Source organism: Mycobacterium sp. NGS61 (assembly GCF_059812325.1).
The window spans coordinates 200,604-224,996 of record NZ_JCALCL010000004.1 but is presented as its reverse complement, the minus strand read 5'-3'; the positions used below and the strand labels follow the sequence as shown (position 1 = coordinate 224,996).

At 66.4% G+C, this 24,393-nt stretch carries 22 protein-coding genes and 2 tRNA genes; 13 read left to right on the top strand and 11 right to left on the bottom strand.

Annotated elements, in window-relative coordinates; genetic code table 11:
• Nucleotides 1-13 precede the first annotated feature (13 nt).
• Nucleotides 14-157 (bottom strand): 50S ribosomal protein L34, encoded by a 144-nt coding sequence (rpmH, locus tag AC5Y3Z_RS11165; protein WP_003898363.1) that lies wholly within the window; start codon nucleotides 155-157, stop codon nucleotides 14-16.
• A gap of 576 nt (nucleotides 158-733) precedes the next feature.
• On the opposite strand from rpmH, the gene dnaA reads away from it, so the two are divergent.
• The 10 genes from dnaA (at nucleotide 734) to AC5Y3Z_RS11115 (ending at nucleotide 12,302) form a co-directional block, all read left to right on the top strand.
• Entirely contained in the window at nucleotides 734-2,215 is a 1,482-nt protein-coding gene (gene dnaA, locus AC5Y3Z_RS11160; RefSeq protein WP_473138693.1) for a chromosomal replication initiator protein DnaA, read from the top strand.
• Nucleotides 2,216-2,742: 527 nt separating this feature from the next.
• Complete coding sequence (gene dnaN / locus AC5Y3Z_RS11155) at nucleotides 2,743-3,939, top strand: DNA polymerase III subunit beta (RefSeq protein ID WP_463826278.1); 1,197 nt, start codon at nucleotides 2,743-2,745, stop codon at nucleotides 3,937-3,939.
• A 16-nt stretch (nucleotides 3,940-3,955) separates the two neighbouring features.
• A complete protein-coding gene (recF, locus tag AC5Y3Z_RS11150) occupies nucleotides 3,956-5,101 on the top strand; it encodes a DNA replication/repair protein RecF (protein WP_473138694.1) in 1,146 nt (381 codons plus the stop codon).
• Nucleotides 5,098-5,634, top strand: coding sequence for a DUF721 family protein (locus AC5Y3Z_RS11145; RefSeq protein ID WP_473138695.1), 537 nt, complete (start codon nucleotides 5,098-5,100; stop codon nucleotides 5,632-5,634). The genes recF and AC5Y3Z_RS11145 overlap by 4 nt, the downstream gene beginning before the upstream one ends.
• Nucleotides 5,635-5,876: 242 nt before the next feature.
• The gene (gene gyrB, locus AC5Y3Z_RS11140) at nucleotides 5,877-7,910 is read left to right on the top strand and encodes a DNA topoisomerase (ATP-hydrolyzing) subunit B (RefSeq protein ID WP_463826281.1); all 2,034 of its coding nucleotides are present in this window, start codon (nucleotides 5,877-5,879) and stop codon (nucleotides 7,908-7,910) included.
• Nucleotides 7,911-7,943: 33 nt separating this feature from the next.
• A complete protein-coding gene (gene gyrA, locus AC5Y3Z_RS11135) occupies nucleotides 7,944-11,036 on the top strand; it encodes an intein-containing DNA gyrase subunit A (RefSeq protein WP_473138696.1) in 3,093 nt (1,030 codons plus the stop codon).
• A gap of 45 nt (nucleotides 11,037-11,081) precedes the next feature.
• Nucleotides 11,082-11,939, top strand: a complete 858-nt coding sequence (locus tag AC5Y3Z_RS11130) for a DUF3566 domain-containing protein (protein ID WP_463826283.1) — start codon at nucleotides 11,082-11,084, stop codon at nucleotides 11,937-11,939.
• A gap of 65 nt (nucleotides 11,940-12,004) precedes the next feature.
• Nucleotides 12,005-12,078 (top strand) — tRNA-Ile (locus AC5Y3Z_RS11125).
• A 5-nt stretch (nucleotides 12,079-12,083) separates the two neighbouring features.
• Complete coding sequence (locus AC5Y3Z_RS11120) at nucleotides 12,084-12,239, top strand: hypothetical protein (RefSeq protein ID WP_473138697.1); 156 nt, start codon at nucleotides 12,084-12,086, stop codon at nucleotides 12,237-12,239.
• Nucleotides 12,230-12,302 (top strand) — tRNA-Ala (locus AC5Y3Z_RS11115). The genes AC5Y3Z_RS11120 and AC5Y3Z_RS11115 overlap by 10 nt, the downstream gene beginning before the upstream one ends.
• Before the next feature lie 40 nt (nucleotides 12,303-12,342).
• Here the strand turns inward: AC5Y3Z_RS11115 and AC5Y3Z_RS11110 are convergent.
• Complete coding sequence (locus AC5Y3Z_RS11110) at nucleotides 12,343-12,696, bottom strand: VOC family protein (protein WP_473138698.1); 354 nt, start codon at nucleotides 12,694-12,696, stop codon at nucleotides 12,343-12,345.
• 39 nt (nucleotides 12,697-12,735) lie between these two features.
• Complete coding sequence (cwsA, locus tag AC5Y3Z_RS11105; protein ID WP_473138699.1) at nucleotides 12,736-13,164, bottom strand: cell wall synthesis protein CwsA; 429 nt, start codon at nucleotides 13,162-13,164, stop codon at nucleotides 12,736-12,738.
• Nucleotides 13,165-13,282: 118 nt separating this feature from the next.
• Between cwsA and AC5Y3Z_RS11100 the strand changes: the two genes are divergently transcribed.
• Nucleotides 13,283-13,828 carry a peptidylprolyl isomerase gene (locus AC5Y3Z_RS11100; RefSeq protein WP_463826431.1) on the top strand — a complete coding sequence of 182 codons (546 nt, stop codon included), beginning with the start codon at nucleotides 13,283-13,285 and terminating at the stop codon, nucleotides 13,826-13,828.
• Nucleotides 13,829-13,901: 73 nt separating this feature from the next.
• Here AC5Y3Z_RS11100 and AC5Y3Z_RS11095 read toward each other — a convergent pair whose 3' ends face one another.
• Nucleotides 13,902-14,321 carry a PH domain-containing protein gene (locus AC5Y3Z_RS11095; RefSeq protein ID WP_473138700.1) on the bottom strand — a complete coding sequence of 140 codons (420 nt, stop codon included), beginning with the start codon at nucleotides 14,319-14,321 and terminating at the stop codon, nucleotides 13,902-13,904.
• A gap of 156 nt (nucleotides 14,322-14,477) precedes the next feature.
• Nucleotides 14,478-14,759 (bottom strand): cell division protein CrgA, encoded by a 282-nt coding sequence (gene crgA / locus AC5Y3Z_RS11090; RefSeq protein ID WP_418013974.1) that lies wholly within the window; start codon nucleotides 14,757-14,759, stop codon nucleotides 14,478-14,480.
• 154 nt (nucleotides 14,760-14,913) lie between these two features.
• Here crgA and AC5Y3Z_RS11085 point away from each other — a divergent pair, with 154 nt between their 5' ends.
• Together AC5Y3Z_RS11085 and AC5Y3Z_RS11080 are read left to right on the top strand one after the other, a co-directional pair.
• The gene (locus AC5Y3Z_RS11085; RefSeq protein WP_473138701.1) at nucleotides 14,914-15,669 is read left to right on the top strand and encodes a DUF881 domain-containing protein; all 756 of its coding nucleotides are present in this window, start codon (nucleotides 14,914-14,916) and stop codon (nucleotides 15,667-15,669) included.
• 34 nt (nucleotides 15,670-15,703) lie between these two features.
• Complete coding sequence (locus tag AC5Y3Z_RS11080; RefSeq protein WP_473138702.1) at nucleotides 15,704-16,405, top strand: aminodeoxychorismate/anthranilate synthase component II; 702 nt, start codon at nucleotides 15,704-15,706, stop codon at nucleotides 16,403-16,405.
• On the opposite strand, the gene pknB is transcribed toward AC5Y3Z_RS11080, so the two are convergent.
• Genes pknB through AC5Y3Z_RS11050 form a run of 6 tightly spaced genes read right to left on the bottom strand, consistent with a single transcriptional unit; the run spans nucleotide 16,383 to nucleotide 24,330 of the window.
• Entirely contained in the window at nucleotides 16,383-18,263 is a 1,881-nt protein-coding gene (pknB, locus tag AC5Y3Z_RS11075) for a Stk1 family PASTA domain-containing Ser/Thr kinase (protein ID WP_463826289.1), read from the bottom strand. The genes AC5Y3Z_RS11080 and pknB overlap by 23 nt on opposite strands.
• Nucleotides 18,260-19,483, bottom strand: a complete 1,224-nt coding sequence (locus AC5Y3Z_RS11070) for a serine/threonine-protein kinase (protein ID WP_473138703.1) — start codon at nucleotides 19,481-19,483, stop codon at nucleotides 18,260-18,262. The genes pknB and AC5Y3Z_RS11070 overlap by 4 nt, the downstream gene beginning before the upstream one ends.
• Complete coding sequence (gene pbpA / locus AC5Y3Z_RS11065; RefSeq protein ID WP_463826291.1) at nucleotides 19,480-20,958, bottom strand: D,D-transpeptidase PbpA; 1,479 nt, start codon at nucleotides 20,956-20,958, stop codon at nucleotides 19,480-19,482. Before pbpA ends, AC5Y3Z_RS11070 begins: the two co-directional genes overlap by 4 nt.
• Nucleotides 20,955-22,367 carry an FtsW/RodA/SpoVE family cell cycle protein gene (locus tag AC5Y3Z_RS11060; protein ID WP_463826292.1) on the bottom strand — a complete coding sequence of 471 codons (1,413 nt, stop codon included), beginning with the start codon at nucleotides 22,365-22,367 and terminating at the stop codon, nucleotides 20,955-20,957. The genes pbpA and AC5Y3Z_RS11060 overlap by 4 nt, the downstream gene beginning before the upstream one ends.
• On the bottom strand, nucleotides 22,364-23,866 hold the full coding sequence (locus AC5Y3Z_RS11055) for a PP2C family protein-serine/threonine phosphatase (RefSeq protein WP_473138704.1): 1,503 nt from the start codon (nucleotides 23,864-23,866) through the stop codon (nucleotides 22,364-22,366). Before AC5Y3Z_RS11055 ends, AC5Y3Z_RS11060 begins: the two co-directional genes overlap by 4 nt.
• Nucleotides 23,863-24,330, bottom strand: a complete 468-nt coding sequence (locus AC5Y3Z_RS11050) for an FHA domain-containing protein FhaB/FipA (protein WP_463826294.1) — start codon at nucleotides 24,328-24,330, stop codon at nucleotides 23,863-23,865. Before AC5Y3Z_RS11050 ends, AC5Y3Z_RS11055 begins: the two co-directional genes overlap by 4 nt.
• Between the last annotated feature and the right edge of the window lie 63 nt (nucleotides 24,331-24,393).

Here is a 24,393-nt window from a genome sequence, read left to right as displayed (position 1 = left end):
CCCGATCTTGCGATCAGGCAGTGAGAGCGCGGCGACCCTTGCTGCGCCGGTTGGCGACGATGGCCCGCCCGGCACGGGTGCGCATCCGCAGCCGGAAACCATGTACGCGGGCTCGACGCCGATTGTTCGGCTGGAAGGTCCGCTTGCCCTTGGCCACGGCGTTCTCCTCGCTGTGTTTGGCATAACCATCCGCCCGCAGATGCTTTGCAGCCCGTTGGTCGGAGAGTGTCTCGCTAGCTGGCCGGCGCGGTCCCCGGGCATTGGGTCCGGGTCGCAGCCGTATCGCCGACTTTCGGGCGACTGTTTGAGGGTACTGATGCGGGTTCGCCTGGTCAAACCTCGCTCGCCCCAGCAGACCCAGCACCACCGGCATATCACCGCCGGTGGTGACGCGGCGTTCAGCGCCGAAAGATCCAGAACATCAAGAACGCCAGCGGAATACAACAGAACTGTTGGCAGCCGCAACGAAAACTGTTAGCTTCGCGGGGTGTCGTTTCCAAGCTGGGGCGAACTTGGAACGGCGTCGACAAAAAGTTTGGAGTCGACCATGAAGCGAGGATGGCGGATCGACTAGCTGACCGGACAGTCTTCATGATTGTCTTCCAGCACGGAGATCGCGGACCGTGGTTTATGCTGCGGCACGTAATCGACCGTCCTTTCCACACCTGTGGATAACTATGTGGACAGCTGTTCGTCGCCACCCCCCTCGACCGTCGGATCAGGAGATGCGTCGTTGACCGATGACCCGGGTTCCGGATTCGCCACAGTGTGGAACGCGGTCGTCTCCGAACTCAACGGTGACTCCGGTAACGGATCCGCTCCCGCCACTCCCCTGACACCCCAGCAACGGGCCTGGCTGAATCTGGTACGACCACTGACCATCGTCGAGGGATTCGCGCTGCTCTCGGTTCCCAGCGTGTTCGTCCAGAACGAGATCGAACGACACCTGCGGACCCAGATCACCGACGCACTCAGCCGTCGCCTCGGACAACAGATCCAACTCGGGGTCCGCATCGCCCCACCCACCGAGGACGACGGAGCGCTCGCACCCTCCGACGCGGGCCCGCCGCCCGGCACCGATGCCGACGACACCGCCGACACCGATGCGCCCGCCGGCAACGCACAGAGTTGGCCCTCGTATTTCACCGAACGCCCGCACACCACCGACACCGCGGCCGCCAGCGGAACCAGCCTCAACCGGCGCTACACGTTCGACACCTTTGTCATCGGTTCGTCCAACCGATTCGCCCATGCCGCCACCCTGGCCATTGCCGAAGCGCCCGCGCGCGCCTACAACCCACTGTTCATCTGGGGTGAGTCCGGCCTGGGCAAGACCCACCTGCTGCACGCCGCCGGTAACTACGCGCAGCGGTTGTTCCCCGGCATGCGGGTCAAGTATGTCTCCACCGAGGAGTTCACCAACGACTTCATCAACTCGCTGCGCGACGACCGCAAGGTGTCGTTCAAACGCAGCTACCGGGATGTCGATGTGTTGCTCGTCGATGACATCCAGTTCATCGAAGGCAAGGACGGGATCCAGGAAGAGTTCTTCCACACCTTCAACACCCTGCACAACGCCAACAAGCAGATCGTCATCTCCTCCGACCGGCCCCCCAAACAGTTGGCCACCCTCGAAGACCGGCTGCGCACCCGGTTCGAGTGGGGACTGATCACCGATGTGCAACCCCCCGACCTGGAAACACGCATCGCGATCCTGCGCAAGAAAGCGCAAGTGGAGCGGCTGGCCGTGCCCGACGACGTCCTCGAACTGATCGCCAGCAGCATCGAACGCAATATCCGCGAACTCGAGGGAGCCCTGATCCGGGTCACCGCGTTCGCGTCGCTGAACAAGACACCCATCGACAAGGCCCTGGCCGAGATCGTGCTGCGCGACCTGATCGCCGACGCGAGCGGCATGCAGATCAGCGCGGCCACCATCATGGCGGCCACCGCTGAATACTTCGACACCACCGTCGAAGAACTACGCGGGCCCGGCAAGGCGCGCCCGCTGGCGCAATCGCGCCAGATCGCCATGTACCTGTGCCGCGAACTCACCGATCTCTCGCTGCCCAAGATCGGGCAGGCTTTCGGCCGCGATCACACCACGGTGATGTACGCGGAGAAGAAGATCCGCGGCGAGATGGCCCAGCGCCGCGAGATCTTCGACAACGTCAAAGAACTCACCACCCGGATCCGGCAGCGCTCCAAGCGCTGAGTTCTTGCGTCACCCCCGCGCGAATTTGGTGAAAAACTTTCTTCCCTCGAGTCACAGCTGCAACAGCTTGATGATGTGCGCAGGCTGTGCACAAACCCTGCGAGTTCGGCGTGCATCAGTGCGTCCTGAGTGCACAACCGTGGCTCATCCCCAGCCGTCCACCGCGTCCCGCACAGGCAGCGACCCGGTCATCCCCAGCCCCGTCTGGCCGCTAGCTGCGCGAAGCCCGGGTTGTCCCCAGATTCCACACGCCCTAATACTGTTATTGAAATCTCTTCATCATTTCTTCCTTGAAGTACACCCTTGGGGACAAGCCTCGTCCGGGGGCGTTGCGCGGCGGCCCGAGCTTGGTTTGCGGGGGTGCGCGATGAGCTTTCAAGTTCGCCCCAGAAGCTCTACGGTTGTTCTTCGACTGCTGTTGCGGTCGTCGGGGCGGATACCTGCCGCCGGCGGTCGTCACGGGGAGTCCCCAACGCCGGCGGGGGAGCTGGCCCACGGATTTGAGTTCACAGGTGTGAAGGGACGCAATGGACGCGGCTACAACACGTGCGGTCACCGATTTGAAGTTTCGGCTGGTCCGGGAGTCCTTCGCCGAAGCGGTGTCGTGGGTGGCGAGAAACCTGCCGTCACGGCCGACGGTGCCGGTGCTGTCCGGGGTGTTGCTGACCGGATCCGAGGATGGGCTCACCATCTCCGGATTCGACTACGAGGTCTCCGCCGAAGTACAGGTCGCTGCTGAAATCGCCTCCCCGGGAAGCGTTTTGGTGTCCGGGAAACTGTTGTCCGAAATCACCCGGGCGCTGCCCAACAAGCCGGTGGATTTCTACGTCGACGGCAACCGGGTCGCCTTGACCTGCGGTAGCGCTCGGTTTTCGTTGCCGACGATGGCGGTGGAGGATTACCCGACCCTGCCGACCCTGCCTGAGGAGACCGGGACGCTGCCGGCCGAGTTGTTCGCCGAGGCGATCGGCCAGGTCGCCATCGCTGCCGGCCGGGATGACACGCTGCCCATGCTCACCGGCATCCGGGTCGAGATCTCCGGTGAATCGGTGGTTTTGGCCGCAACCGACCGGTTTCGGCTGGCGGTCCGCGAGTTGACGTGGTCGGCGCTGTCCCCCGACATCGAGGCCTCGGTGCTGGTGCCGGCCAAGACTCTGGCCGAAGCCGCCAAGGCTGGCGCCGACGGTTCGGAAGTCCGGCTGTCGCTGGGTTCGGGATCCGGTGTCGGCAAAGAAGGCCTGCTCGGTATCAGCGGCAACGGCAAACGCAGTACCACCCGGTTGCTGGACGCCGAATTCCCGAAATTCCGGCAACTGCTACCGGCTGAACACAGCGCGGTGGCCACCATCAACGTCGCCGAGTTGACCGAAGCGATCAAGCTGGTGGCGCTGGTCGCCGAACGCGGCGCACAGATCCGGATGGAATTCGCCGACGACATGCTGCGGCTGTCGGCCGGCGCCGACGACGTCGGACGTGCCGAGGAGGATCTGGCCGTCGACTACGCCGGGGAACCGCTGACCATCGCCTTCAACCCGACCTACCTGACCGACGGGCTGGGTTCGCTGCATTCCGAGCGGGTGTCGTTCGGGTTCACCACTCCGGGCAAACCGGCCTTGCTGCGTCCGGCCTCGGCCGACGATGCGGTGCCCAGCGGCAGTGGTCCGTTCCCCGCGGTACCGACGGATTACGTGTATCTGTTGATGCCGGTGCGGCTGCCGGGCTGATCGCCGGGACGCACACGTGTACGTCCGGCATCTGGGCTTGCGTGATTTCCGGTCCTGGGCACGGTTGGATCTCGAACTGGCGCCGGGGCGCACGGTATTCGTCGGTCGTAACGGCTTCGGGAAGACCAATGTGCTTGAGGCGCTGTGGTATTCGACCACGCTGGGATCCCATCGGGTCGGTACGGATGCGCCGCTGATCCGCGCGGGCGCCGAACGCGCCGTGGTGTCCACCATCGTGGTGAACGAGGGTCGCGAATGCGCGGTGGACCTCGAGATCGCCGCGGGCCGCGCCAATAAGGCGCGGCTGAACCGGTCGCCGGTGCGCAGCACGCGCGAGATCGTCGGGGTGTTGCGGGCGGTGTTGTTCGCTCCCGAGGACCTGGCACTGGTGCGCGGCGACCCGGCGGACCGGCGCCGCTATCTCGACGAGTTGGCCACCGTGCGGCGGCCGATGATCGCGGGGGTGCGTGCCGACTACGACAAGGTGCTGCGGCAACGTAGCGCCTTGTTGAAATCGTTGTCCGGGGCCCGGTTTCGCAGTGATCGGGGTGCGCTGGATTCGCTGGAGGTGTGGGACGGCCGGCTGGCCGAAATCGGTGCCCAACTGATGGCGGCCCGGATCGATCTGGTCAATGAACTGACACCGCAGGTGCAGAAGGCCTATCAACTGTTGGCGCCCGAATCACGTTCGGCGGCAATCGGTTACCGCGCCAGCACGGATACGGTGGCGCCGCAGGCGGAGAGCGACTCATTGGAGTCGGTGCTGTTGGCCGCCCTGACCGCCCGCCGCGGCGCCGAACTGGAGCGGGGGGTGTGTCTGGTCGGCCCACACCGCGACGACCTGGAATTGCGGCTGGGCGAGCATCCCGCCAAAGGCTTTGCCAGCCATGGGGAATCCTGGTCTTTCGCGGTCGCGTTGCGGCTGGCCGCCTACGAACTGCTGCGCGCCGATGGCAGCGACCCGGTGTTGTTGCTCGACGACGTGTTCGCCGAACTGGACACCAAGCGGCGCCGGGCCTTGGCGACGGTGGCGGAGTCGGCCGAGCAGGTGCTGGTGACCGCGGCCGTACCCGAGGACATTCCCGCGGGCTGGGAGGCCGGCCGTGTGCACATCGAGTTACACGACAGCGACGCCGGTCCGGTCTCGGAGGTCACAGCATGAGCGATCAGGACGAAGTCAACCAGCGCGGCCTGGACCTGGTTCGGCGAACGCTGGAAGAGGCGCGTGCGGCGGCCCGGGCGCGGGGACAGGACGCCGGCCGGGGCCGGGCGGCTCCCGTCGAGCCGCGCCGCCGGGTGGCCGGTTCACGGCGCCGATGGTCGGGACCGGGACCCGACGCGCGCGATCCCCAACCGTTGGGCCGGCTGACCAGCGAGCTGGCCAAGCAGCGAGGCTGGACCGCGCAGGTGGCCGAGGGAACCGTGTTCGGCCAGTGGAATTCGGTCGTCGGACATCAGATCGCCGACCATGCGAATCCGACGTCGTTGACCGACGGCGTGCTCAGTGTGACGGCGGAGTCGACGGCCTGGGCCACCCAACTGCGACTGATGCAGGCCCAGCTGCTGGCCAAGATCGCGGCCGCTGTCGGCAACGGTGTGGTGACCTCGCTGAAGATCACCGGTCCGGCCACCCCGTCGTGGCGGAAAGGACGCCGCACTTCCCCGGGCCGGGGACCCCGCGACACGTACGGATAAGCACCGTCCGGCGCTCGGGGGCGCTTCACACGCCACCGTCTCAGAGCCGCCAGAAATTAGCGGACTGATATCTGGAACGTCAGGACGCGCCCACAACGACGAAACTGAGCGCACGGCGCAATCAGATGGGTAGAAACGCGGCCGCAAGATCGGTGCTGACAGTGCATCACGGTAGAGTGATAGACGACTTGCCGACGGTAACCAATATCGTCGCTGCGATCCCCAAGGAGAGCGTTCCGCACGTGGCTGCCCAGAAGAAGAAGGCACAAGACGAATACGGCGCTTCGGCGATCACCGTTCTGGAAGGGCTCGAGGCCGTCCGCAAACGCCCGGGCATGTATATCGGCTCCACCGGGGAGCGTGGTCTGCACCATCTGGTCTGGGAGGTGGTGGACAACTCCGTCGACGAGGCCATGGCCGGCTACGCCACCCAGGTCGATGTGAAGCTGCTCGACGACGGCAGCGTCGAGGTGGCCGACAACGGTCGCGGTATCCCGGTCGCCATGCACGCCACCGGTGCCCCGACCGTCGACGTCGTCATGACCCAGCTGCATGCCGGCGGCAAGTTCGGTGGGGAGAACAGCGGCTACAACGTCAGCGGCGGTCTGCACGGCGTCGGCGTCTCGGTGGTCAACGCACTGTCCACCCGGCTGGAAGTCGACATCAAGCGCGACGGTCACCAGTGGTCGCAGTATTACGAGCGGGCCGTGCCCGGCACCCTCAAACAGGGCGAAGCAACCCGCAAGACCGGTACCACCATCAGGTTCTGGGCCGACCCGGACATCTTCGAAACCACCCAGTACGACTTCGAGACAGTGGCCCGCCGTCTGCAGGAGATGGCATTCCTGAACAAGGGCCTGACGATCAACCTCACCGACGAGCGGGTGGAACAGGACGAAGTGGTCGACGAGGTGGTCAGCGACCACGCCGAAGCCCCCAAGTCCGCCGAGGAGAAAGCCGCCGAATCCAAGAGGCCGCACAAGGTCAAGCACCGCACCTTCCACTACCCCGGCGGGTTGGTGGATTTCGTCAAGCACATCAACCGCACCAAGAGCCCGATCCAGCAGAGCGTGATCGACTTCGACGGCAAAGGCACCGGCCACGAGGTCGAAATCGCCATGCAGTGGAACGGCGGCTATTCCGAATCGGTGCACACCTTCGCCAACACCATCAACACCCACGAGGGCGGCACGCACGAAGAGGGTTTCCGCAGCGCGCTGACGTCCGTGGTGAACAAGTACGCCAAAGACAAGAAGCTGCTGAAGGACAAAGACCCCAACCTCACCGGTGACGACATCCGCGAAGGCCTGGCTGCCGTCATCTCGGTCAAGGTCGCCGAACCGCAGTTCGAGGGTCAGACCAAGACCAAGCTGGGCAACACCGAGGTCAAGTCGTTCGTGCAGAAGGTGTGCAACGAGCAGCTCACGCACTGGTTCGAGTCCAACCCGTCAGAAGCCAAAACCGTGGTGAACAAGGCGGTCTCCTCGGCGCAGGCCCGAATCGCGGCGCGCAAGGCCCGCGAGCTGGTGCGCCGCAAGAGCGCCACCGACCTCGGGGGGTTGCCCGGGAAGCTGGCCGACTGCCGCTCCACGGACCCGCGCAAGTCGGAACTGTATGTGGTGGAAGGTGACTCGGCCGGCGGCTCGGCCAAGAGCGGCCGGGACTCGATGTTCCAGGCGATCCTGCCGTTGCGCGGCAAGATCATCAACGTCGAGAAGGCCCGCATCGACCGGGTGCTGAAGAACACCGAAGTTCAGGCCATCATCACCGCGCTCGGCACCGGTATCCACGACGAGTTCGACATCGCCAAGCTGCGGTACCACAAGATCGTGCTGATGGCCGACGCCGACGTTGACGGACAACACATTTCGACGTTGTTGTTGACGCTGCTGTTCCGGTTCATGAGGCCGCTGCTCGAACACGGCCATGTGTTCCTTGCGCAGCCGCCGCTCTACAAACTGAAGTGGCAGCGCAGCGAACCCGAATTCGCTTACTCCGACCGGGAACGCGACGGCCTGCTGGAGGCCGGCCAGAAGGCCGGGAAGAAGATCAACAAAGAAGACGGCATTCAGCGCTACAAGGGTCTGGGCGAGATGGACGCTAAGGAGTTGTGGGAAACCACGATGGATCCCTCGGTGCGGGTATTGCGCCAGGTCACCCTCGATGACGCCGCCGCCGCCGACGAGTTGTTCTCCATCCTGATGGGCGAGGACGTCGAGGCCCGGCGCAGCTTCATCACCCGTAACGCCAAAGACGTTCGCTTCCTTGACGTTTGATCCCCAGTCCGCCTTCGATACAACGAGGAATAGATGACTGACACGACGCTGCCGCCCGGCGACGACTCGGTGGACCGGATCGAACCGGTCGACATCCAGCAGGAGATGCAGCGCAGCTACATCGACTACGCGATGAGCGTGATCGTCGGCCGCGCGCTGCCCGAAGTGCGCGACGGCCTCAAGCCGGTGCACCGCCGGGTGCTCTACGCGATGTATGACTCCGGATTCCGTCCCGACCGCAGCCACGCCAAATCGGCTCGCTCAGTGGCCGAGACGATGGGTAACTACCACCCGCACGGCGACGCCTCGATCTACGACACGTTGGTGCGGATGGCGCAGCCGTGGTCGCTGCGGTACCCGTTGGTCGACGGGCAGGGCAACTTCGGATCGCCGGGCAACGATCCGCCGGCGGCAATGAGGTATTGCGTCACCGGGGACACGTTGATCGGACTGCCCGAGGGCCGCTCCATCCCCATCGCAGAGGTGGTTCCGGGCGCTGAAGCCAACAGCGACAACGCCATTGACCTGAAAGTGCTTGACCGGCACGGCCTGCCGGTCTCCGCAGACAGGTTGTTCCATTCGGGTGAACACCCCACGTTCCGGGTCCGCACGAACGGCGGTCACGAGTTAACCGGCACGGCCAATCACCCGCTGCTGTGCCTGGTGAACATCGGACCGGTGCCCACGTTGTTGTGGAAGCTCATCGAAGAGATTGCGCCGGGTGACTGTGTGGTCCTCAGCACCGAGGGTGGGGGTCGTGAACCCAACACGCCGACGATGGGGTGCCTATCCCCCACGGTCGACGAGGTGCCGGGACTTGCCGAATTCCTGCAGGCCTACGTAGATGACGCGGATGCCGCGGCCATTGCATCCGAACTCACCGACGGCCGTTTCCACTACGCACGAGTCGCATCCGTTACCGACGCCGGCGTGCAACCGGTCTACAGCCTGCGGGTCGACACCGAAGACCACGCGTTCCTGACCAACGGCTTCATCAGTCACAACACCGAAGCACGGCTGACCCCCCTGGCCATGGAGATGCTGCGCGAAATCGACGAGGAGACAGTCGATTTCATCCCGAACTACGACGGCCGGGTGCAGGAACCCACGGTGCTGCCCAGCCGGTTCCCCAACCTGCTGGCCAACGGCTCGGGCGGCATCGCGGTGGGCATGGCCACCAACATCCCGCCGCACAACCTGCGCGAACTCGCCGAAGCGGTGTTCTGGTGCCTGGACAACCACGACGCCGACGAAGAGGCGACGCTGGACGCGGTCATGGAGCGCGTCAAGGGACCGGACTTTCCCACCTCCGGTCTGATCGTCGGATCACAGGGAATCTCTGACGCGTACAAGACCGGCCGCGGTTCGGTCAAAATGCGCGGAGTCGTTGAGGTAGAAGAGGATTCGCGCGGCCGGACCTCGCTGGTGATTACCGAGCTGCCTTATCAGGTCAACCACGACAACTTCATCACCTCGATCGCCGAGCAGGTCCGCGACGGCCGGCTGGCCGGAATCTCCAACATCGAGGACCAGTCCAGCGACCGCGTCGGGCTGCGCATCGTCATCGAACTCAAGCGCGATGCGGTGGCCAAGGTGGTGCTCAACAACCTCTACAAGCACACCCAGCTGCAGACCAGCTTCGGTGCCAACATGCTGTCGATCGTCGACGGCGTGCCGCGCACCCTGCGGCTGGACCAGATGATCCGCTACTACGTCGCGCACCAACTCGACGTGATCGTCCGGCGCACCACCTACCGACTGCGAAAAGCCAACGAGCGGGCCCACATTCTGCGCGGTCTGGTCAAAGCCCTCGACGCGCTGGACGAAGTCATCGCGCTGATCCGGGCATCGGAGACCGTGGACGTCGCCCGCACCGGGTTGATCGAACTGCTCGACATCGACGAGATCCAGGCGCAGGCGATCCTGGACATGCAGCTGCGCCGGCTTGCCGCCCTGGAACGTCAACGCATCGTCGACGACCTGGCCAAGATCGAAGCCGAAATCGCTGACCTGGAAGACATTCTCGCCAAACCGGAACGGCAGCGCGGCATCGTGCGCGACGAACTCGGCGAGATCGTGGACAAGCACGGCGACGACCGTCGTACCCGGATCATCGCCGCCGACGGTGAGGTCAGCGACGAAGATCTGATCGCCCGCGAGGACGTCGTCGTCACCATCACCGAAACCGGGTACGCCAAGCGCACCAAGACCGATCTGTACCGCAGCCAGAAACGCGGTGGCAAAGGCGTGCAGGGTGCCGGGCTCAAGCAGGACGACATCGTGCGGCACTTTTTCGTCTGCTCCACCCACGACTGGATCCTGTTCTTCACCACCCAGGGACGGGTGTACCGGGCCAAGGCCTATGAGTTACCGGAGGCGTTGCGGACCGCGCGCGGTCAGCACGTCGCCAACCTGCTGGCCTTCCAGCCCGAAGAACGCATCGCCCAGGTCATCCAGATCAAGAGCTACGAGGACGCGCCGTACCTGGTGCTGGCCACCCGCAACGGGCTGGTGAAGAAATCCAAACTGACCGACTTCGACTCCAACCGGTCCGGCGGAATCGTGGCGGTCAACCTGCGCGACGGCGACGAGCTCGTCGGCGCGGTGCTGTGCTCCTCGGATGACGACCTGCTGCTGGTGTCGGCCAACGGCCAATCCATCCGGTTCTCGGCGACCGACGAGGCGCTGCGGCCGATGGGCCGCGCCACCTCAGGGGTGCAAGGTATGCGGTTCAACGCCGACGACCGGCTGCTCTCGCTCAACGTCGTGCACGAAGGCACCTACCTGTTGGTCGCCACCTCGGGCGGCTACGCCAAGCGGACCGGCATCGAGGAGTATCCGGTGCAGGGGCGCGGCGGCAAGGGTGTGCTGACGGTCATGTACGACCGGCGGCGCGGCCGACTGGTCGGGGCGCTGATCGTCGACGACGAGAGCGAGCTCTACGCGATCACCTCCGGCGGCGGTGTCATCCGCACCACCGCCCGGCAGGTCCGCAAGGCCGGACGGCAGACCAAGGGCGTCCGGCTGATGAACCTGGGTGAGGGCGACACGCTGTTGGCCATCGCCCGCAACGCCGAAGCCAGCGTCGAGGCCGAGGTCGAGGGCGAAGAGGGGCCGGTCAGCTAGCCGGGCATAGACTCGGCTACTTGAGCACACATGTGAGGAGTCGGGGTGAGTTCACCGAACGAGCCGGGCGGCGCCCCCAGTCCGGGCGACCAGCCGAACGGGGATGGCTCAACCGAACGGGCCGGTGCGCACCGAGCCGCGACCGGGTCCGGCCGCATCCCGGATGCGGGCGACGCCCCGCCGTGGCAGCGCGGAGCGGCGCGGACGTCATCGCAGTCGGGACCGCGTCCAGCGGCAGACCCACCCACCGAAGTGCGGCCGCCCAGCAGCTCCGAAGCGCGGCTGAATCGTTTCATCTCCGGCGGGTCGGGTCCGACCACCGGCTCACCGCCGGAGGCGCCAGCTGTGCGTAGCGACAACACCCCTGCAGAGGCATATGCCAGCGAACTGCCCGATCTGTCCGGGCCGATTCCGCGGGCCACCCCGCGCAAGTCCACTCCCGAGCGGAGCTCGGACACCTCGTCAGGAACAACCCGGTCCAGCAGCGAAGGCCGCGAATCGCGGGAGTCGCGGGTGGCGGTCGGGTCCCGGCGGGCCCGCGGGCCGGTGCGGGCCAGCATGCAGATCCGTCGCATCGACCCGTGGAGCACATTGAAGGTGTCGCTGCTGCTGTCGGTGGCGCTGTTCTTCGTCTGGATGATCGCGGTCGCGTTCCTGTACCTGGTGCTCGGCGGCATGGGCGTGTGGGCCAAGCTGAACAGCAACGTCGGCGATCTGCTGAACAACACCAGCGGCAGCAGCGGTGAGCTCGTCTCCAGCGGCACCATCTTCGGCGGCGCCGTCCTGATCGGTTTGGTCAACATCGTGCTGATGACCGCGATGTCCACCATCGCCGCGTTCGTTTACAACCTCACCACCGATCTGATCGGTGGTATCGAAGTGACGCTGGCGGATCGGGACTAGCTGGCCTGTTTTGGGTGTCGGGTGGCCGGTGCGGTAATCTCCTCGCTCGGCCGTATGCGCAGTACGGGCCTATAGCTCAGGCGGTTAGAGCGCTTCGCTGATAACGAAGAGGTCGGAGGTTCGAGTCCTCCTAGGCCCACGACCATGGGTTCGTCAAGACGTCGGGTGAAGTTCGCGCTGGCGGCGGCCGCCGCGGCCGGCGCGGCTGCCGTGTTCCGTGCGCGGCGCGACGTCGAAGTCTGGCACGTGGCGCCCGATCCGACCTCTGATGACGCACCCGATCACCACGAGGGGCCTTAGCTCAGTTGGTAGAGCACCGCCTTTGCAAGGCGGGTGTCAGGGGTTCGATTCCCCTAGGCTCCACACACTGGCCGTGACCATCGCCGGCCATGCGAGGCAGGCGTCAGCGGTTGAGCGGACTGTAGAACACCAGCCCGTTGCCCTTGTTGTCGTAGACCACGGCACGCCGCTCGTGCGCGTCGTCGTGGGGGCCCTGCACGATGCCACCGCCGGCAGCTTCCACCGCCTTGGCCGCGGCGTCGACGTCAGCGGTCTTGATCCCGACGACAACCTGGCCCGGAATCGGATGGTCCACCGCGGTCGCCAACGCCAGCGTCACCGAGCCACCGTCCAGCGCCGCGAAGTGGGCTCCGTCGCGAAACTTCAACGCCATCCCCAGCGTCTCGGTGTAGAACCGGATCGACTCGTCGAGATCGTCGGTCGCCAAGATGATCATTCGTACGTCGTGCCCGGTCATCGGTGACTCCCTGCGCGCGCGGAGGTGAAACCCACCTGCCTAGGGACGCTGTTGCACATCGACGCTGGGCGGCAACGGCGACGGATCCGGACGCGTCGAGCGGCGCACGATGCTGAACGCGACCCCACCGGCGGCCAGCACCGCCACCCCGGCGGCACCCGCGACCACCCAGGGCTTCTTGCTGCGGCGCTGGGTGCGGCGGGCATCCTGCAGCAACTGCGGCAGGTTGGCGACCACTTCCTGGGCGGCGGCCAGCTCCTGGCCGATCGTCTCCTGGGCGGCGGCGAGCTCGCGGGCCAGGCGGCCCTCCCGGTAGCGGCGCCGGAGCTCCGTGGCCGTCGAGCGCGCACCTTGGGCTCCGAGGCCGACGACGCCGCGGGTGACGTCGACCGGTCCCACCGTCGAGTAGGTCAGGCCCCGGGTGAGTCGCTCGCGCGGAGTCAACCGGGCATCCACCGTCACACTCATCTGCCGCCTTTCGCCGTGCCGCTCGGATCCTACGAGTCCTATCAGGTACCACGCCGTCGAGCTAGTACCTGACCTCAAACGGATGCAGGTGCACCGGCTGCGGGCCGGATGCGGTGTGGTGGCAGACTGTGATCCCGTGACCAACCCGATTCAGACCGCCACCGCCACGCTGCACACCAACCGGGGAGACGTCAAGGTCGCCCTGTTCGGCAACCACGCGCCCAAGACCGTCGCCAACTTCGTCGGGCTTGCGCAGGGCACCAAGGAGTACTCGACGCAGAACGCCTCCGGCGGCCCGTCGGGCCCGTTCTACGACGGCGCGGTCTTCCACCGGGTGATCAAGGGCTTCATGATCCAGGGCGGCGACCCGACCGGCACCGGCCGTGGCGGTCCGGGCTACAAGTTTGCCGACGAGTTCCACCCCGAGTTGCAGTTCGACCGGCCGTACCTGCTGGCGATGGCCAACGCCGGGCCGGGCACCAACGGCTCACAGTTCTTCATCACGGTGGGCCCGACCCCGCACCTGAACCGTCGCCACACGATTTACGGCGAGGTCATCGACCCCGAGTCGCAGCGCGTCGTCGACACCATCGCCACCACGGCGACCGACGGCAACGACCGCCCGCTGGAACCGGTCGTCATCGAGTCGATCACCATTTCCTGACCAGTCCCCCGCCGAGCAGACGCAAAAGCCCCTAATTTCGTGCCGAAATGGGGGCTTTTGCGTCTGTTCGGCACTAAGGGTGACCCGCCCAGCCGGCGTCGGTGAGGGCGTCGAGCACGTCCAAAGGGTCGGTGCCCAGGTCCCAGCGCGACAGCACAATCAGTCCCCCGCTGACCGTCTCGATCTCCAGCAGCCGCACCCGCCGCCCGTGTCGGCGGAATTCGGTGATCCGGATGATGTCGATCGCGTCGCGGCGCAACAGCTGCGTGCGCAACCAGCCGCGCAATACCAGCGCGTCGTCGGTGATAGCCAGCTTGGGACGGGCCCGCCACGACGCGCCGGCAAACACGAGCAGACCCAGCGCGGCAATCCCGGCGATGAAGCGCCCGGGCGGGTCTGTGACCAGCGTCACAGCGGCGATAGCCAACATCATGCCGCCGACGCCGCAAGCTGCGATTCCGGCGGTGGGCGGCGACCATTCAGTTTGCTGCATGCGTTATCGGAGCCCTCTCACCACCATGGATACGATTAATCCACAGCAGCTATCAACAGTGGGGATGAATCACACGCGTGTGATTGGGTAACGGCGGGGTTGCTAGCTCGCTAACAAGACCGACATATCACCCCGCCATTACCCCTGAGTCAACGCTCAGTGCCAGCGCATCGTGAGCAACAGCCCGGTGATCATGAAAGCGAACGCGATGGCGTAGTTCCACGGACCGAGTTCGGCCATCCAGTGCAGCGCGGCCGGAGCCTGCGGACCGTAAGCCGCCAACTGGAACACCATCAACCAGACCAGCCCCACCAGCATGAGCCCGATGAACAGCGCGACGAACCAGACGCTGGACGGCCCCACCTTCACCTTCACCGGCGTACGGCTCACCGCGCTGACGGTGAAGTCGTTCTTCTTGCGGACCTTGGACTTGGGCATTTACTACCTCTGGTGTCAAACGAGCAGAGCAGGTGCAACGATGCGGAACAGGTGCAACGATTACGGTTGCAGCGCGGAGCTTGGGTACGACCTTAACTCAAGGCGATCCGCGACCACCCACCGCGAACCGCGATCAGGAGCCGGAGACACACCGTTGACCGAACAGGGATCCGATCAGCGCCGCTCGCTGTGGCACTTCGGTGTCCCGGTGGTGTGTCTGCTGGCCGGGCTGCTGCTGGCCGCGACGCACGGGGTGTCCGGGGGTGCGGAAATCCGTCGTAGCGACGCGCCGCGGCTGGTGGACCTGGTCCGTGAAACCCGGTCCTCGGTGAGTCAACTGGACGCCGAACGCGAAGCGCTCAGCCGCAAGCTCGACGCCGCACACGGCCGGTCGTCGGACACCGCACTACGCGCGATGTTGCAACGGGCCGCCGAACTGGCCGGCGAGGCCGACATGAACCCGGTGCGCGGCCCCGCCCTGGTAGTGGTCCTCAACGACGCGCAGCGCGATGCCAACGGCCGGTTCCCGCGGGACGCCACCCCGGACGACCTCGTCGTGCACCAACAGGACATCGACGGGGTGCTCAATGCGATGTGGAGTGCCGGCGCGGAAGCCATCCAGATGCAGGACCAACGCATCATCGCCACGTCGGTGGTCCGTTGCGTGGGCAACACCCTGCTGCTCAACGGTCGCACCTACAGCCCGCCCTATTCCATCACCGCCATCGGCAACGCCGCCGCCATGCAGGCGGCGCTGGCCGCCGCTCCCCTGGTGACCCTCTACAAGCAGTACGTGGTCCGGTTCGGGCTCGGGTACCGCGAGGAAGTCAAGGCCGACGTCCAGATCGCCGGCCATTCCGAGCCGGTGCGGCTGCACTATGCGCAGCCGATGGGCCCGATCGGCTACTGACAACAGCACCGCACCTGGGCGGTAACCTGTCACGGTGCAGATCCTGGTCGTCGACAACTACGACAGCTTTGTGTTCAACCTGGTCCAGTATCTGGGCCAGCTGGGCGTCGAGGCCGCCGTGTGGCGCAACGACGACGCGCGCCTGGCCGATGCGAACGCCGTCGCCACCCAGTTCGACGGTGTGCTGCTCAGCCCGGGGCCGGGGACACCCGAGCGCGCGGGCGCCTCGATCGGCCTGGTCCGCGCGTGCGCCGAGTCCAGCACGCCCCTGCTCGGGGTGTGCCTGGGGCACCAGGCCATCGGGGTGGCGTTCGGTGCCACCGTCGACCGCGCACCCGAGTTGCTGCATGGCAAGACCAGCAGTGTGCTGCACACTAATGCCGGTGTGCTGCAAGGACTTCCGGATCCGTTTACGGCCACCCGGTATCACTCGCTGACCATCCTGCCGGAGTCGCTGCCAGCCGAGTTGGAGGCCATCGCGCACACCCGCAGCGGGGTGATCATGGCAGTGCGGCACACCGGTCTGCCCATCCACGGCGTCCAGTTCCACCCGGAGTCGATCCTGACCGAAGGCGGTCACCGGATGCTGGCGAACTGGCTCGCCTACTGCGGCTGGGTGCGCGACGACACGTTGGTGCGTCGCTTGGAGAACGAAGTCTCTACCGCGGTGCGGCCGCACTTCCCGGTCGAACCGTCCACCCGGCCGGCCGGAGTCACTGACCGAACTTCAGCGTGATCACGCCGTCCCGATTGACGCCGCTGCCGGCCGACGGGCTCTGAACCACGATCTTGTTGTGCAGCGGACCACCGGCGTCGACGTCGGGCCCCTTGTCCAGCACCCCGGTCCACCCCAGTGCACGCAACCGAGGCTCGGCATCCGTCCAGAACATGCCGGACAGATCCGGCATCACGAACTGATTGCCCTTGGATACCTGCAGTTCGATCACCGAGTCGACGGGGACCGTGGTGCCTGCCGGCGGATTGGTGGAGATCACGTCGCCGGCGGTGCGCGTGCTGTCCACCAACGCCTGACTGAACTTCGAAAAGCCGTACACGCTGAGGTTCTTCTGCGCCATCTCCAACGTCTGGCCCGCGACGTCGGGGATCTGCTTGGTCTCTGGACCCGAACCGATGATGATCGTGATCACGTTGGTGATCGCCGACGTCTGATTCGCCGGCGGGTTGGTCCCGATGACCTTGCCGGCCTGCTCCGCAGCGGACGGCGCCTTGGCTTCCTTGAACTTGCTGAAACCCGCGGCGGTGAGCTTCTTGACTGCTTCGGCGTAGGTCAGCGACGACACGTCGGGCAGCTCGCGCTGCTCGGGACCGGTGGAGACGTTGATGGTGATTTCGTCGCCCGCGCCCACCGAGGCGTTGGCGATCGGGTCGGTGCCTATGACGTGGTCGGGCAGGATCGTCGAGTCGGGTTTCTGCTGGGTGCGCGTCTTGAAACCCTTGTTCTGCAGCGCGGCGATCGCGTCCGCCGACGCTTGGCCGCGCACGTCGGGAACCTGGACGTTGCGGGGATTGCCACCGAAAGTGTTGATCGCGATGGTGACCACGATCGTGAGCACCGCCAGTACCGCCACCGCGGCCACCCAGCGACCCACCGACCCCGCACCCCGGTTGTCGGATTCGTCGAAGTTCTGCCGGGGCAGCGGGTCGGTCCGCGGTCCGGTGTGGCTGGGACCCGAGTAGGACATATATGCCTTGCGCTCGGCGCCGGTCAGCACCTTGGGAGCTTCAGGGGCCTCGCCGTTGTGCACCCGGACCAGGTCGGCCCGCATCTCGGCGGCCGTCTGATACCGGTTCTCCGGGTTCTTGGCCAAGGCTTTGAGCACGACGGCGTCGAGGTCGGCGGAAACTCCTTCGTGCCGTTCCGAGGGCGGCACCGGATCTTCGCGGACGTGCTGGTAGGCCACCGAGACCGGTGAGTCACCGGTGAAAGGTGGCTCCCCGGTGAGCATTTCGTAGAGCACACAGCCCAGCGAATACACATCAGAGCGGGCGTCCACCGGGTCGCCGCGGGCCTGCTCGGGCGACAGGTACTGCGCGGTCCCTATCACCGCGGCGGTCTGGGTGACGCTGTTGCCGCCGTCGGCGATTGCCCGGGCGATGCCGAAGTCCATCACCTTCACCGCGTTGTTGGCGGAACTGATCATGATGTTCGCCGGCTTGACGTCGCGGTGGATGATGCCGTTCTGGTGGCTGAAGTTCAGCGCCTGGCAGGCGTCGGCGATCACCTCGATGGCCCGCTTGGGCGTCATCGGGCCTTCGGTGTGCACGATGTCGCGCAGGGTCACGCCGTCGACGTACTCCATCACGATGTACGGCAACGGTCCGGCCGGTGTCTCTGCCTCGCCGGTGTCGTACACCGCGACGATCGCCGGATGGTTGAGCGCGGCGGCATTCTGCGCTTCACGCCGGAACCGCAGGTAGAAGCTGGGGTCGCGAGCGAGGTCGGCGCGCAACACTTTGACCGCGACGTCGCGGTGCAACCGCAGGTCGCGGGCGAGGTGAACCTCGGACATACCTCCGAAGCCGAGGATGTCGCCCAGTTCGTAACGGTCGGACAGATGCTGAGGGGTTGTCATCCTGGGGTCCCGAATTGAGCCGGCATCCCAGGGATACCCGTTTCCCCACTGTCAGTCCAATGGCTGACCGACGCGCTTCCGGTGTTGTTCACCGTCGGCGGCACCTGTTGCTGCTGTGCGGTGTCGTTCTTCGAAATGACGATCAGCACCGCGATGATGATCGCCAGCGCGCCGAGTACCCCGGCCGCCCACAGCAGCGCCCGCTGGCCGGAGGAGAACGTCCGCCGGGCCGGCGGCGGCCGGCGACCCGAGGCGGCCTGCGAGCGGCGTGGCGCGGCGGTGCGGCTGGTGGAGGACGCGGGCGCGATCCGCGCCGGGGCGGCCGACGGGACCGCCGCCGGGGCGGCCCGGCCGGCCGGTGGGGACGCGCTGGGTCGGGGTGGTCGCCGGCCGGCTCGCACCGCGGCCACCGCGTCGGCGAACGGTCCCCCGCTGCGGTAGCGCTGGCTGGGATTCTTCACCAGGGTGATCTCGATGAGCTCGCGCACATTGGGCGGCAGATCATTGGGCAACGGCGGCGGCGGCTCCTTGATGTGCTTCATCGCCACGGTCAGCGCACCGTCCCCGGTGAACGGCCTTTTGCCCGAAACCACTTCGTAGCCAACAACTCCCAGCGCGTAGACGTCACTGGCCGGTGTCGCGTCGTGGCCCAGGGCCTGCTCGGGCGCGATGTACTGGGCGGTGCCCATCACCATGCCGGTCTGGGTGACCGGTGCGGCGTCGACGGCCTTGGCGATACCGAAGTCGGTGATCTTCACCTGACCGGTAGGGGTGATCAGGATGTTGCCCGGCTTGACGTCACGGTGCACCAGACCGTTGGTGTGCGCGATCTGCAGCGCGCGGCCGGTCTGCTCGAGCATGTCCAGGGCGTGCCGCAGCGAGAGGCGGCCGGTGCGTTTGAGCACCGAGTTCAACGGTTCACCGTTGACCAGCTCCATGACCAGGTAGGCGGTGCGGCCTTCGCCGTCCAGCTGGCTTTCGCCGTAGTCGTGCACCTGGGCGATACCGGGATGGTTGAGCATCGCAGTGGTGCGGGCCTCGGAGCGGAACCGTTCGATGAACTCCGGGTCCTGTGAGAATTCCTGCTTGAGCACCTTCACGGCGACGCGCCGACCCAGGCGGCTGTCCACCGCTTCCCAAACCTGGCCCATGCCGCCGGTGGCGATGAGCCGCTGCAGGCGGTAACGACCCGACAGCGTCACCCCGACGCGCGGACTCATGGTCCCCCCTGCAACGCAGCTTCGATCACTGCCCGTCCGATCGGCGCGGCGACCGCGCCGCCGGTCGCGGACAGGCGATCACCACCGTTTTCCACCAGCACCGCCACGGCAATCTTCGGCGCCTGCGCGGGCGCGAAGGCGATGTACCACGCGTGCGGTGGCGTGTTCCGCGGGTCGGAGCCGTGCTCCGCGGTGCCCGTCTTCGATGCGATCTGCACGCCGGGGATGGCCCCTTTCTGCTGTGCGACTTTCTCGGCGCCGACCATCAGCTCTGCCAGCTTAGCGGCGACCTGCGGCGAAACTGCGCGGCGCTGCTGATACGGCGCAGTGCTGCTGATGTTGGCCAGGTCGGGTCCCTTGAGGCTTTCTACCAGGTAGGGCCGCATCAAGATGCCGCCGTTGGCGATCGCCGCGGCAACCTCGGCGTTCTGCAACGGTGTGAGCGCGACGTCCTTCTGCCCGATGCTGGTCATGCCCAGCGCGGCACCATCGGCGATGGGGCCCACGGTCGATTCGGCCACCTGCAGCGGGATCGGCGCCGGGGTGTCGTCCAGGCCGAACGCCCGGGACACGCTGCGCATCGCCTCGGCGCCGGTGAGCAGTCCGAGCTGGACGAAGGCGGTGTTGCAGGACTTGGCGAACGCCTCGTTCAGCGGCACGGTCTGACCTGGCCCACACGGGGTGCCGTCGTAGTTCTCCAACGTGGCGGTGCTGTTGGGCAACGGAATTTTGGCCGCTGCCGTCAGCGGCGCGGTCTCACTGGTGCCGGCGGCCAGGGCCGCGGCGGTGGTGATCACCTTGAACGTGGAACCGGGCGGGTATGTCTCCGAGATCGCCCGGTTGACCAGCGGATTGTCGGCGCTGTCCCGGAGGCGCTGCCAGGCTTGCGCCTGGATGTCGGGATTGTGCGACGCCAGCAGGTTCGGGTCGTAAGACGGTGCGGACACCAGGGCCAGGATCTTGCCGGTCGAGGGTTCCAGCGCGACGACGGCGCCCTTGCACGGGGAGCCGCTGCAGCCTTGCCGCATCGCGTCCCAGGCGGCCTGCTGCACACGCGGGTTGATGGTGGTGTCCACGTTGCCGCCGCGCGGGTCGCGACCGGTGAAGAAGTCAGCCAACCGCCGGCCGAACAACCGTTCGTCGGACCCGTTGAGCAGCGGATCCTCGGCCCGTTCGAGGCCGGCGCTGGAATAGCGCAGCGAGTAGAAGCCGGTGACGGGCGCGTACACCTCGGGGTTGGGGTACACCCGCAGGAAACGGAACCGGCTGTCGGTGGCGACCGAATACGCGAGCAATTGGCCGCCCGCGATGATCTGGCCCCGCTGGCGCGAGTATTCGTCGAGCAGCACACGCTGATTGCGCGGGTCGGCCCGCAACCCGTCGGCGGTGAAGACCTGCGTCATCGTGGCGTTGAGCAACAGCAGCACGATCAGCGCCATCACGGTCACCGAAATCCGGCGCAGCGAGGTGTTCATACGCGCTCGATGACCTCGGTGCTGGCCGCCGCGATCGGCGACTTCTTGCGGGGACGGGTGCGCACCGGACGCCGGGCGCCGTCGGAGATGCGGGCCAAGATGGCCAGCAACACATAGTTGGCCAGCAGCGACGATCCGCCGTAGGACATCCAGGGCGTGGTCAATCCGGTCAACGGAATCAGCTTGGTGACCCCGCCGACCACGATGAACAGCTGAATCGCCAGCGTCGAGGCCAGACCGGCGGCCAGCAGCTTGCCGAAGCTGTCACGAGTGGCGATCGCGGTGCGCATGCCGCGGATGATGACGATGGTGAAGAGCATCAAAATGCTGGCCAGGCCCACCAGACCCAACTCCTCGCCGAACGCGGCGATGATGAAGTCGGTGGACGCCGCGGGCACGGTGTCGGGCTGGCCGTTGCCCAGACCGGTGCCGAAGATCCCACCGGTGGCGAAACTGAACAGCGCCTGCACCATCTGGTAGCCGTCCCCGTCGGGATCGGCGAACGGGTCCAGCCAGGTCTGGACCCGCACCTGGACATGGCTGAACGAGTAGTAGGCGACCACACTGCCGAGCGCGAACAACACCAGCCCGAGCACCACCCAGCTGAACCGTTGCGTCGCCAGGTAGACGAGCACCAGAAAAGACGAGTACAGCAGCAGCGAGGTGCCCAGATCCTTTTCGAAGACCATCACGCCCACCGAGATCGCCCACGCGGCCAGCAGTGGGGCCAGGTCGCGGGGGCGCGGCAGGTTCATCCCCATCACGTGCTTGCCGGCGCTTGTGAACAGGCTGCGTTTGGCGACCAATACCGCGGCGAAGAAGATCAACAGCAAAATCTTGGAGAACTCGGCGGGCTGGATGGAGAAGCCGGGCAGCCGGATCCAGATCTTGGCGCCGTTCTGCTCGGACAGCGACTTGGGCAGCAGCGCGGGAATGACCAGGAAGACCAGACCCGTCAGGCCGCAGATGTAGCCGTAGCGGGCCAGTTGGCGGTAGTCCTTGAGAAGCGCCACCACCAGCGCGAACGCCACGACACCGAGCAGGGTCCACAGCATCTGCTGATTGGCGCTGGGGTGACCGTGCCGGCCCACCTCTTTATCCACCAGGTCCAGGCGGTGGATCATCACCAGACCCAGACCGTTGAGCAGCGCGACCACCGGCAGTAGCAGCGGATCGGTGAAGGGCGCGAAACGCCGGAGAACCAGGTGGGCGAAGATGAACAGTGTCAGGAAGCCCAACCCGTAGCTGACCAGGTCCCAGTGCACGCCGCGCTCCTGGTTGGTCTCCACGATCACCAACGCGGCGACGGTGATCACCGTGGCGAACACCAGCAGCAGTAACTCGGAGTTGCGCCGGGTCGGCAGCGGAGGAGTCACCGCAACCGGTGCGGGCAATTCCGTTGTGGTCATGCCGCTGCCCGGCAGTCCACGCCTGGTGTCTGAGAGGGTTGCTGGGTTTCCGTTGCCGGCGGAGACGGCGGGGCGGGCGCTACCGGGGTGGTGCTGGACGAAGGCAGCGAGCTCTGCGCCGGCGTGGTCGGAGTCGTCGCCGGGGCCGTGGAGCTGGTGGCCGGCGGCGTCGAGCCGTTGCCGGGTTCGGGGGTGCCCCTGCTGTTGGTGGACGGGGCTGTTGGCTCTGTCGACGACGTGCGCTGCTGCGGGCACTCCGGCAGCAGCTGCTTGGACAGGTCGCGCAGCTGCTGGCGCGCACCCTCCAACGTGTTGGCGGGCAACCCGTCCTGCACCGTCTTCCGGGCCGACGGGTTGAGGTACTCCAGCTTCACCGGCCGGCACTGCTGTCCGGCGGGAGCCTCGGAGATCTCGTTGCCTTTCAAGCAGCTCGACGAGTGCGTGTCGTGCAGGGAGATACCCAGCAGCGATCCCTGGACCCCCCGCATGATGACCACCGTGCCGTTGTCGTTGGCGACGTAGTAGTTGTTGCCGATGATGAGCTTGGCGATGAACACGCCGGCCAGCAGCACCAGCACCGCCAGCACGGCGGCCAGAATGATCCGGCGCCGCGGCCAGCGCGGCTTGCTCGGCGGTTCTGCTTGCGGCGCAACGCGTTTGGTGACCTCTTTGCGGGGTCGGATCGCTGATGCGCGGCCGGCCGCGGTGTTGGGGAGCGTCAGCTGGTCCTCGTCGCTGTCGCCGGACACCGCGCCGGCCAGGATCGGCTGGGTCTGGCCGAACTCGTCGTCCACGACGTCGGCGACCACCACCGTGACGTTGTCGGGCCCCCCGCCGCGCAGCGCGAGTTCGATCAACCGGTAAGCGCTTTCGGCGACATCGGCGATCTGCAGTGCTTCGGCGATGGTCTCGTTGCTGACCGGGTCGGACAGACCGTCCGAGCACAGCAGGTAGCGGTCACCGGCGCGGGCTTCGCGCATCGTCAGGGTCGGCTCCACCTCGTGACCGGTCAGCGCCCGCATGATCAGCGACCGTTGCGGGTGGCTGTGGGCCTCCTCGGCGGTGATGCGTCCTTCGTCGACCAGGGTCTGCACGAACGTGTCGTCTTTGGTGATCTGCGTCAGTTCGCCGTCCCGGAACAGGTAGCCGCGCGAGTCACCGATGTGGGCCAGTCCGAGACGGTCCCCGGCGAACAGGATCGCGGTGAGGGTGGTCCCCATCCCTTCCAGATCGGGTTCCATCTCGACCTGCGCGGCGATCGCGGAGTTGCCCTCGCGAACCGCGGCGTCGAGCTTGGCCAGCAGATCGCCGCCGGGCTCGTCGTAGTCCAGTGGCGCCAGCGCGCCGATCACCAGTTGCGACGCCACCTCGCCGGCGGCGTGCCCGCCCATGCCGTCGGCCAGGGCCAACAACCGTGCACCGGCATACACCGAGTCCTCGTTGTTGGACCGCACCAGGCCGCGATCGCTGCGGGCCGCATAGCGCAATACCAGCGTCACGGGCGCAGCTCGATCGCCGTCTTGCCGATCCGAACCGGCGTACCTATGGGAACTCGTACCGCAGTCGTCACCTTCGCCCTGTCAAGGTAAGTGCCGTTCGTCGACCCTAAATCTTCCACATACCATTCCGAACCGCGTTGAGACAGCCTGGCGTGCCGCGTCGACGCGTAGTCGTCAGTCAACACCAGGGTCGAATCGTCCGCGCGTCCGATCAACACCGGCTGTCCGCTGAGGGTGATCCGGGCACCGGTCAGCGCGCCCTCCGTCACGACCAGGTAGCGCGCGGAGTCGCGCCGCTGCCGCGGGGAAAGCAGACTGCCCCGCAACGCCAGCCCGCGCCGCACCATGACCGCTCCGGTGGGGGCGTAGATATCGGTGCGCAGGATCCGCAGCACCGACCAGATGAACAGCCATAACAACATCAGGAAGCCGGCACGCGACAGCTGCAGTACCAACCCCTGCATCTGACGGTCCTTTCCGTGCCGGCATTGCCCACCCCCTGCCCGCGAGACCGAGCACCTCAGCAA

Coding starts and splice junctions, on each gene's coding strand:
- dnaN (WP_463826278.1), top strand. CDS start 2,743: ATGGACGCGGCTACAACACGTGCGGTCACCGATTTGAAGTTTCGGCTG.
- AC5Y3Z_RS11145 (WP_473138695.1), top strand. CDS start 5,098: ATGAGCGATCAGGACGAAGTCAACCAGCGCGGCCTGGACCTGGTTCGG.
- gyrA (WP_473138696.1), top strand. CDS start 7,944: ATGACTGACACGACGCTGCCGCCCGGCGACGACTCGGTGGACCGGATC.
- AC5Y3Z_RS11120 (WP_473138697.1), top strand. CDS start 12,084: ATGGGTTCGTCAAGACGTCGGGTGAAGTTCGCGCTGGCGGCGGCCGCC.
- AC5Y3Z_RS11110 (WP_473138698.1), bottom strand. CDS start 12,696: ATGACCGGGCACGACGTACGAATGATCATCTTGGCGACCGACGATCTC.
- cwsA (WP_473138699.1), bottom strand. CDS start 13,164: ATGAGTGTGACGGTGGATGCCCGGTTGACTCCGCGCGAGCGACTCACC.
- AC5Y3Z_RS11095 (WP_473138700.1), bottom strand. CDS start 14,321: ATGCAGCAAACTGAATGGTCGCCGCCCACCGCCGGAATCGCAGCTTGC.
- crgA (WP_418013974.1), bottom strand. CDS start 14,759: ATGCCCAAGTCCAAGGTCCGCAAGAAGAACGACTTCACCGTCAGCGCG.
- pknB (WP_463826289.1), bottom strand. CDS start 18,263: ATGACAACCCCTCAGCATCTGTCCGACCGTTACGAACTGGGCGACATC.
- AC5Y3Z_RS11070 (WP_473138703.1), bottom strand. CDS start 19,483: ATGAGTCCGCGCGTCGGGGTGACGCTGTCGGGTCGTTACCGCCTGCAG.
- pbpA (WP_463826291.1), bottom strand. CDS start 20,958: ATGAACACCTCGCTGCGCCGGATTTCGGTGACCGTGATGGCGCTGATC.
- AC5Y3Z_RS11060 (WP_463826292.1), bottom strand. CDS start 22,367: ATGACCACAACGGAATTGCCCGCACCGGTTGCGGTGACTCCTCCGCTG.
- AC5Y3Z_RS11050 (WP_463826294.1), bottom strand. CDS start 24,330: ATGCAGGGGTTGGTACTGCAGCTGTCGCGTGCCGGCTTCCTGATGTTG.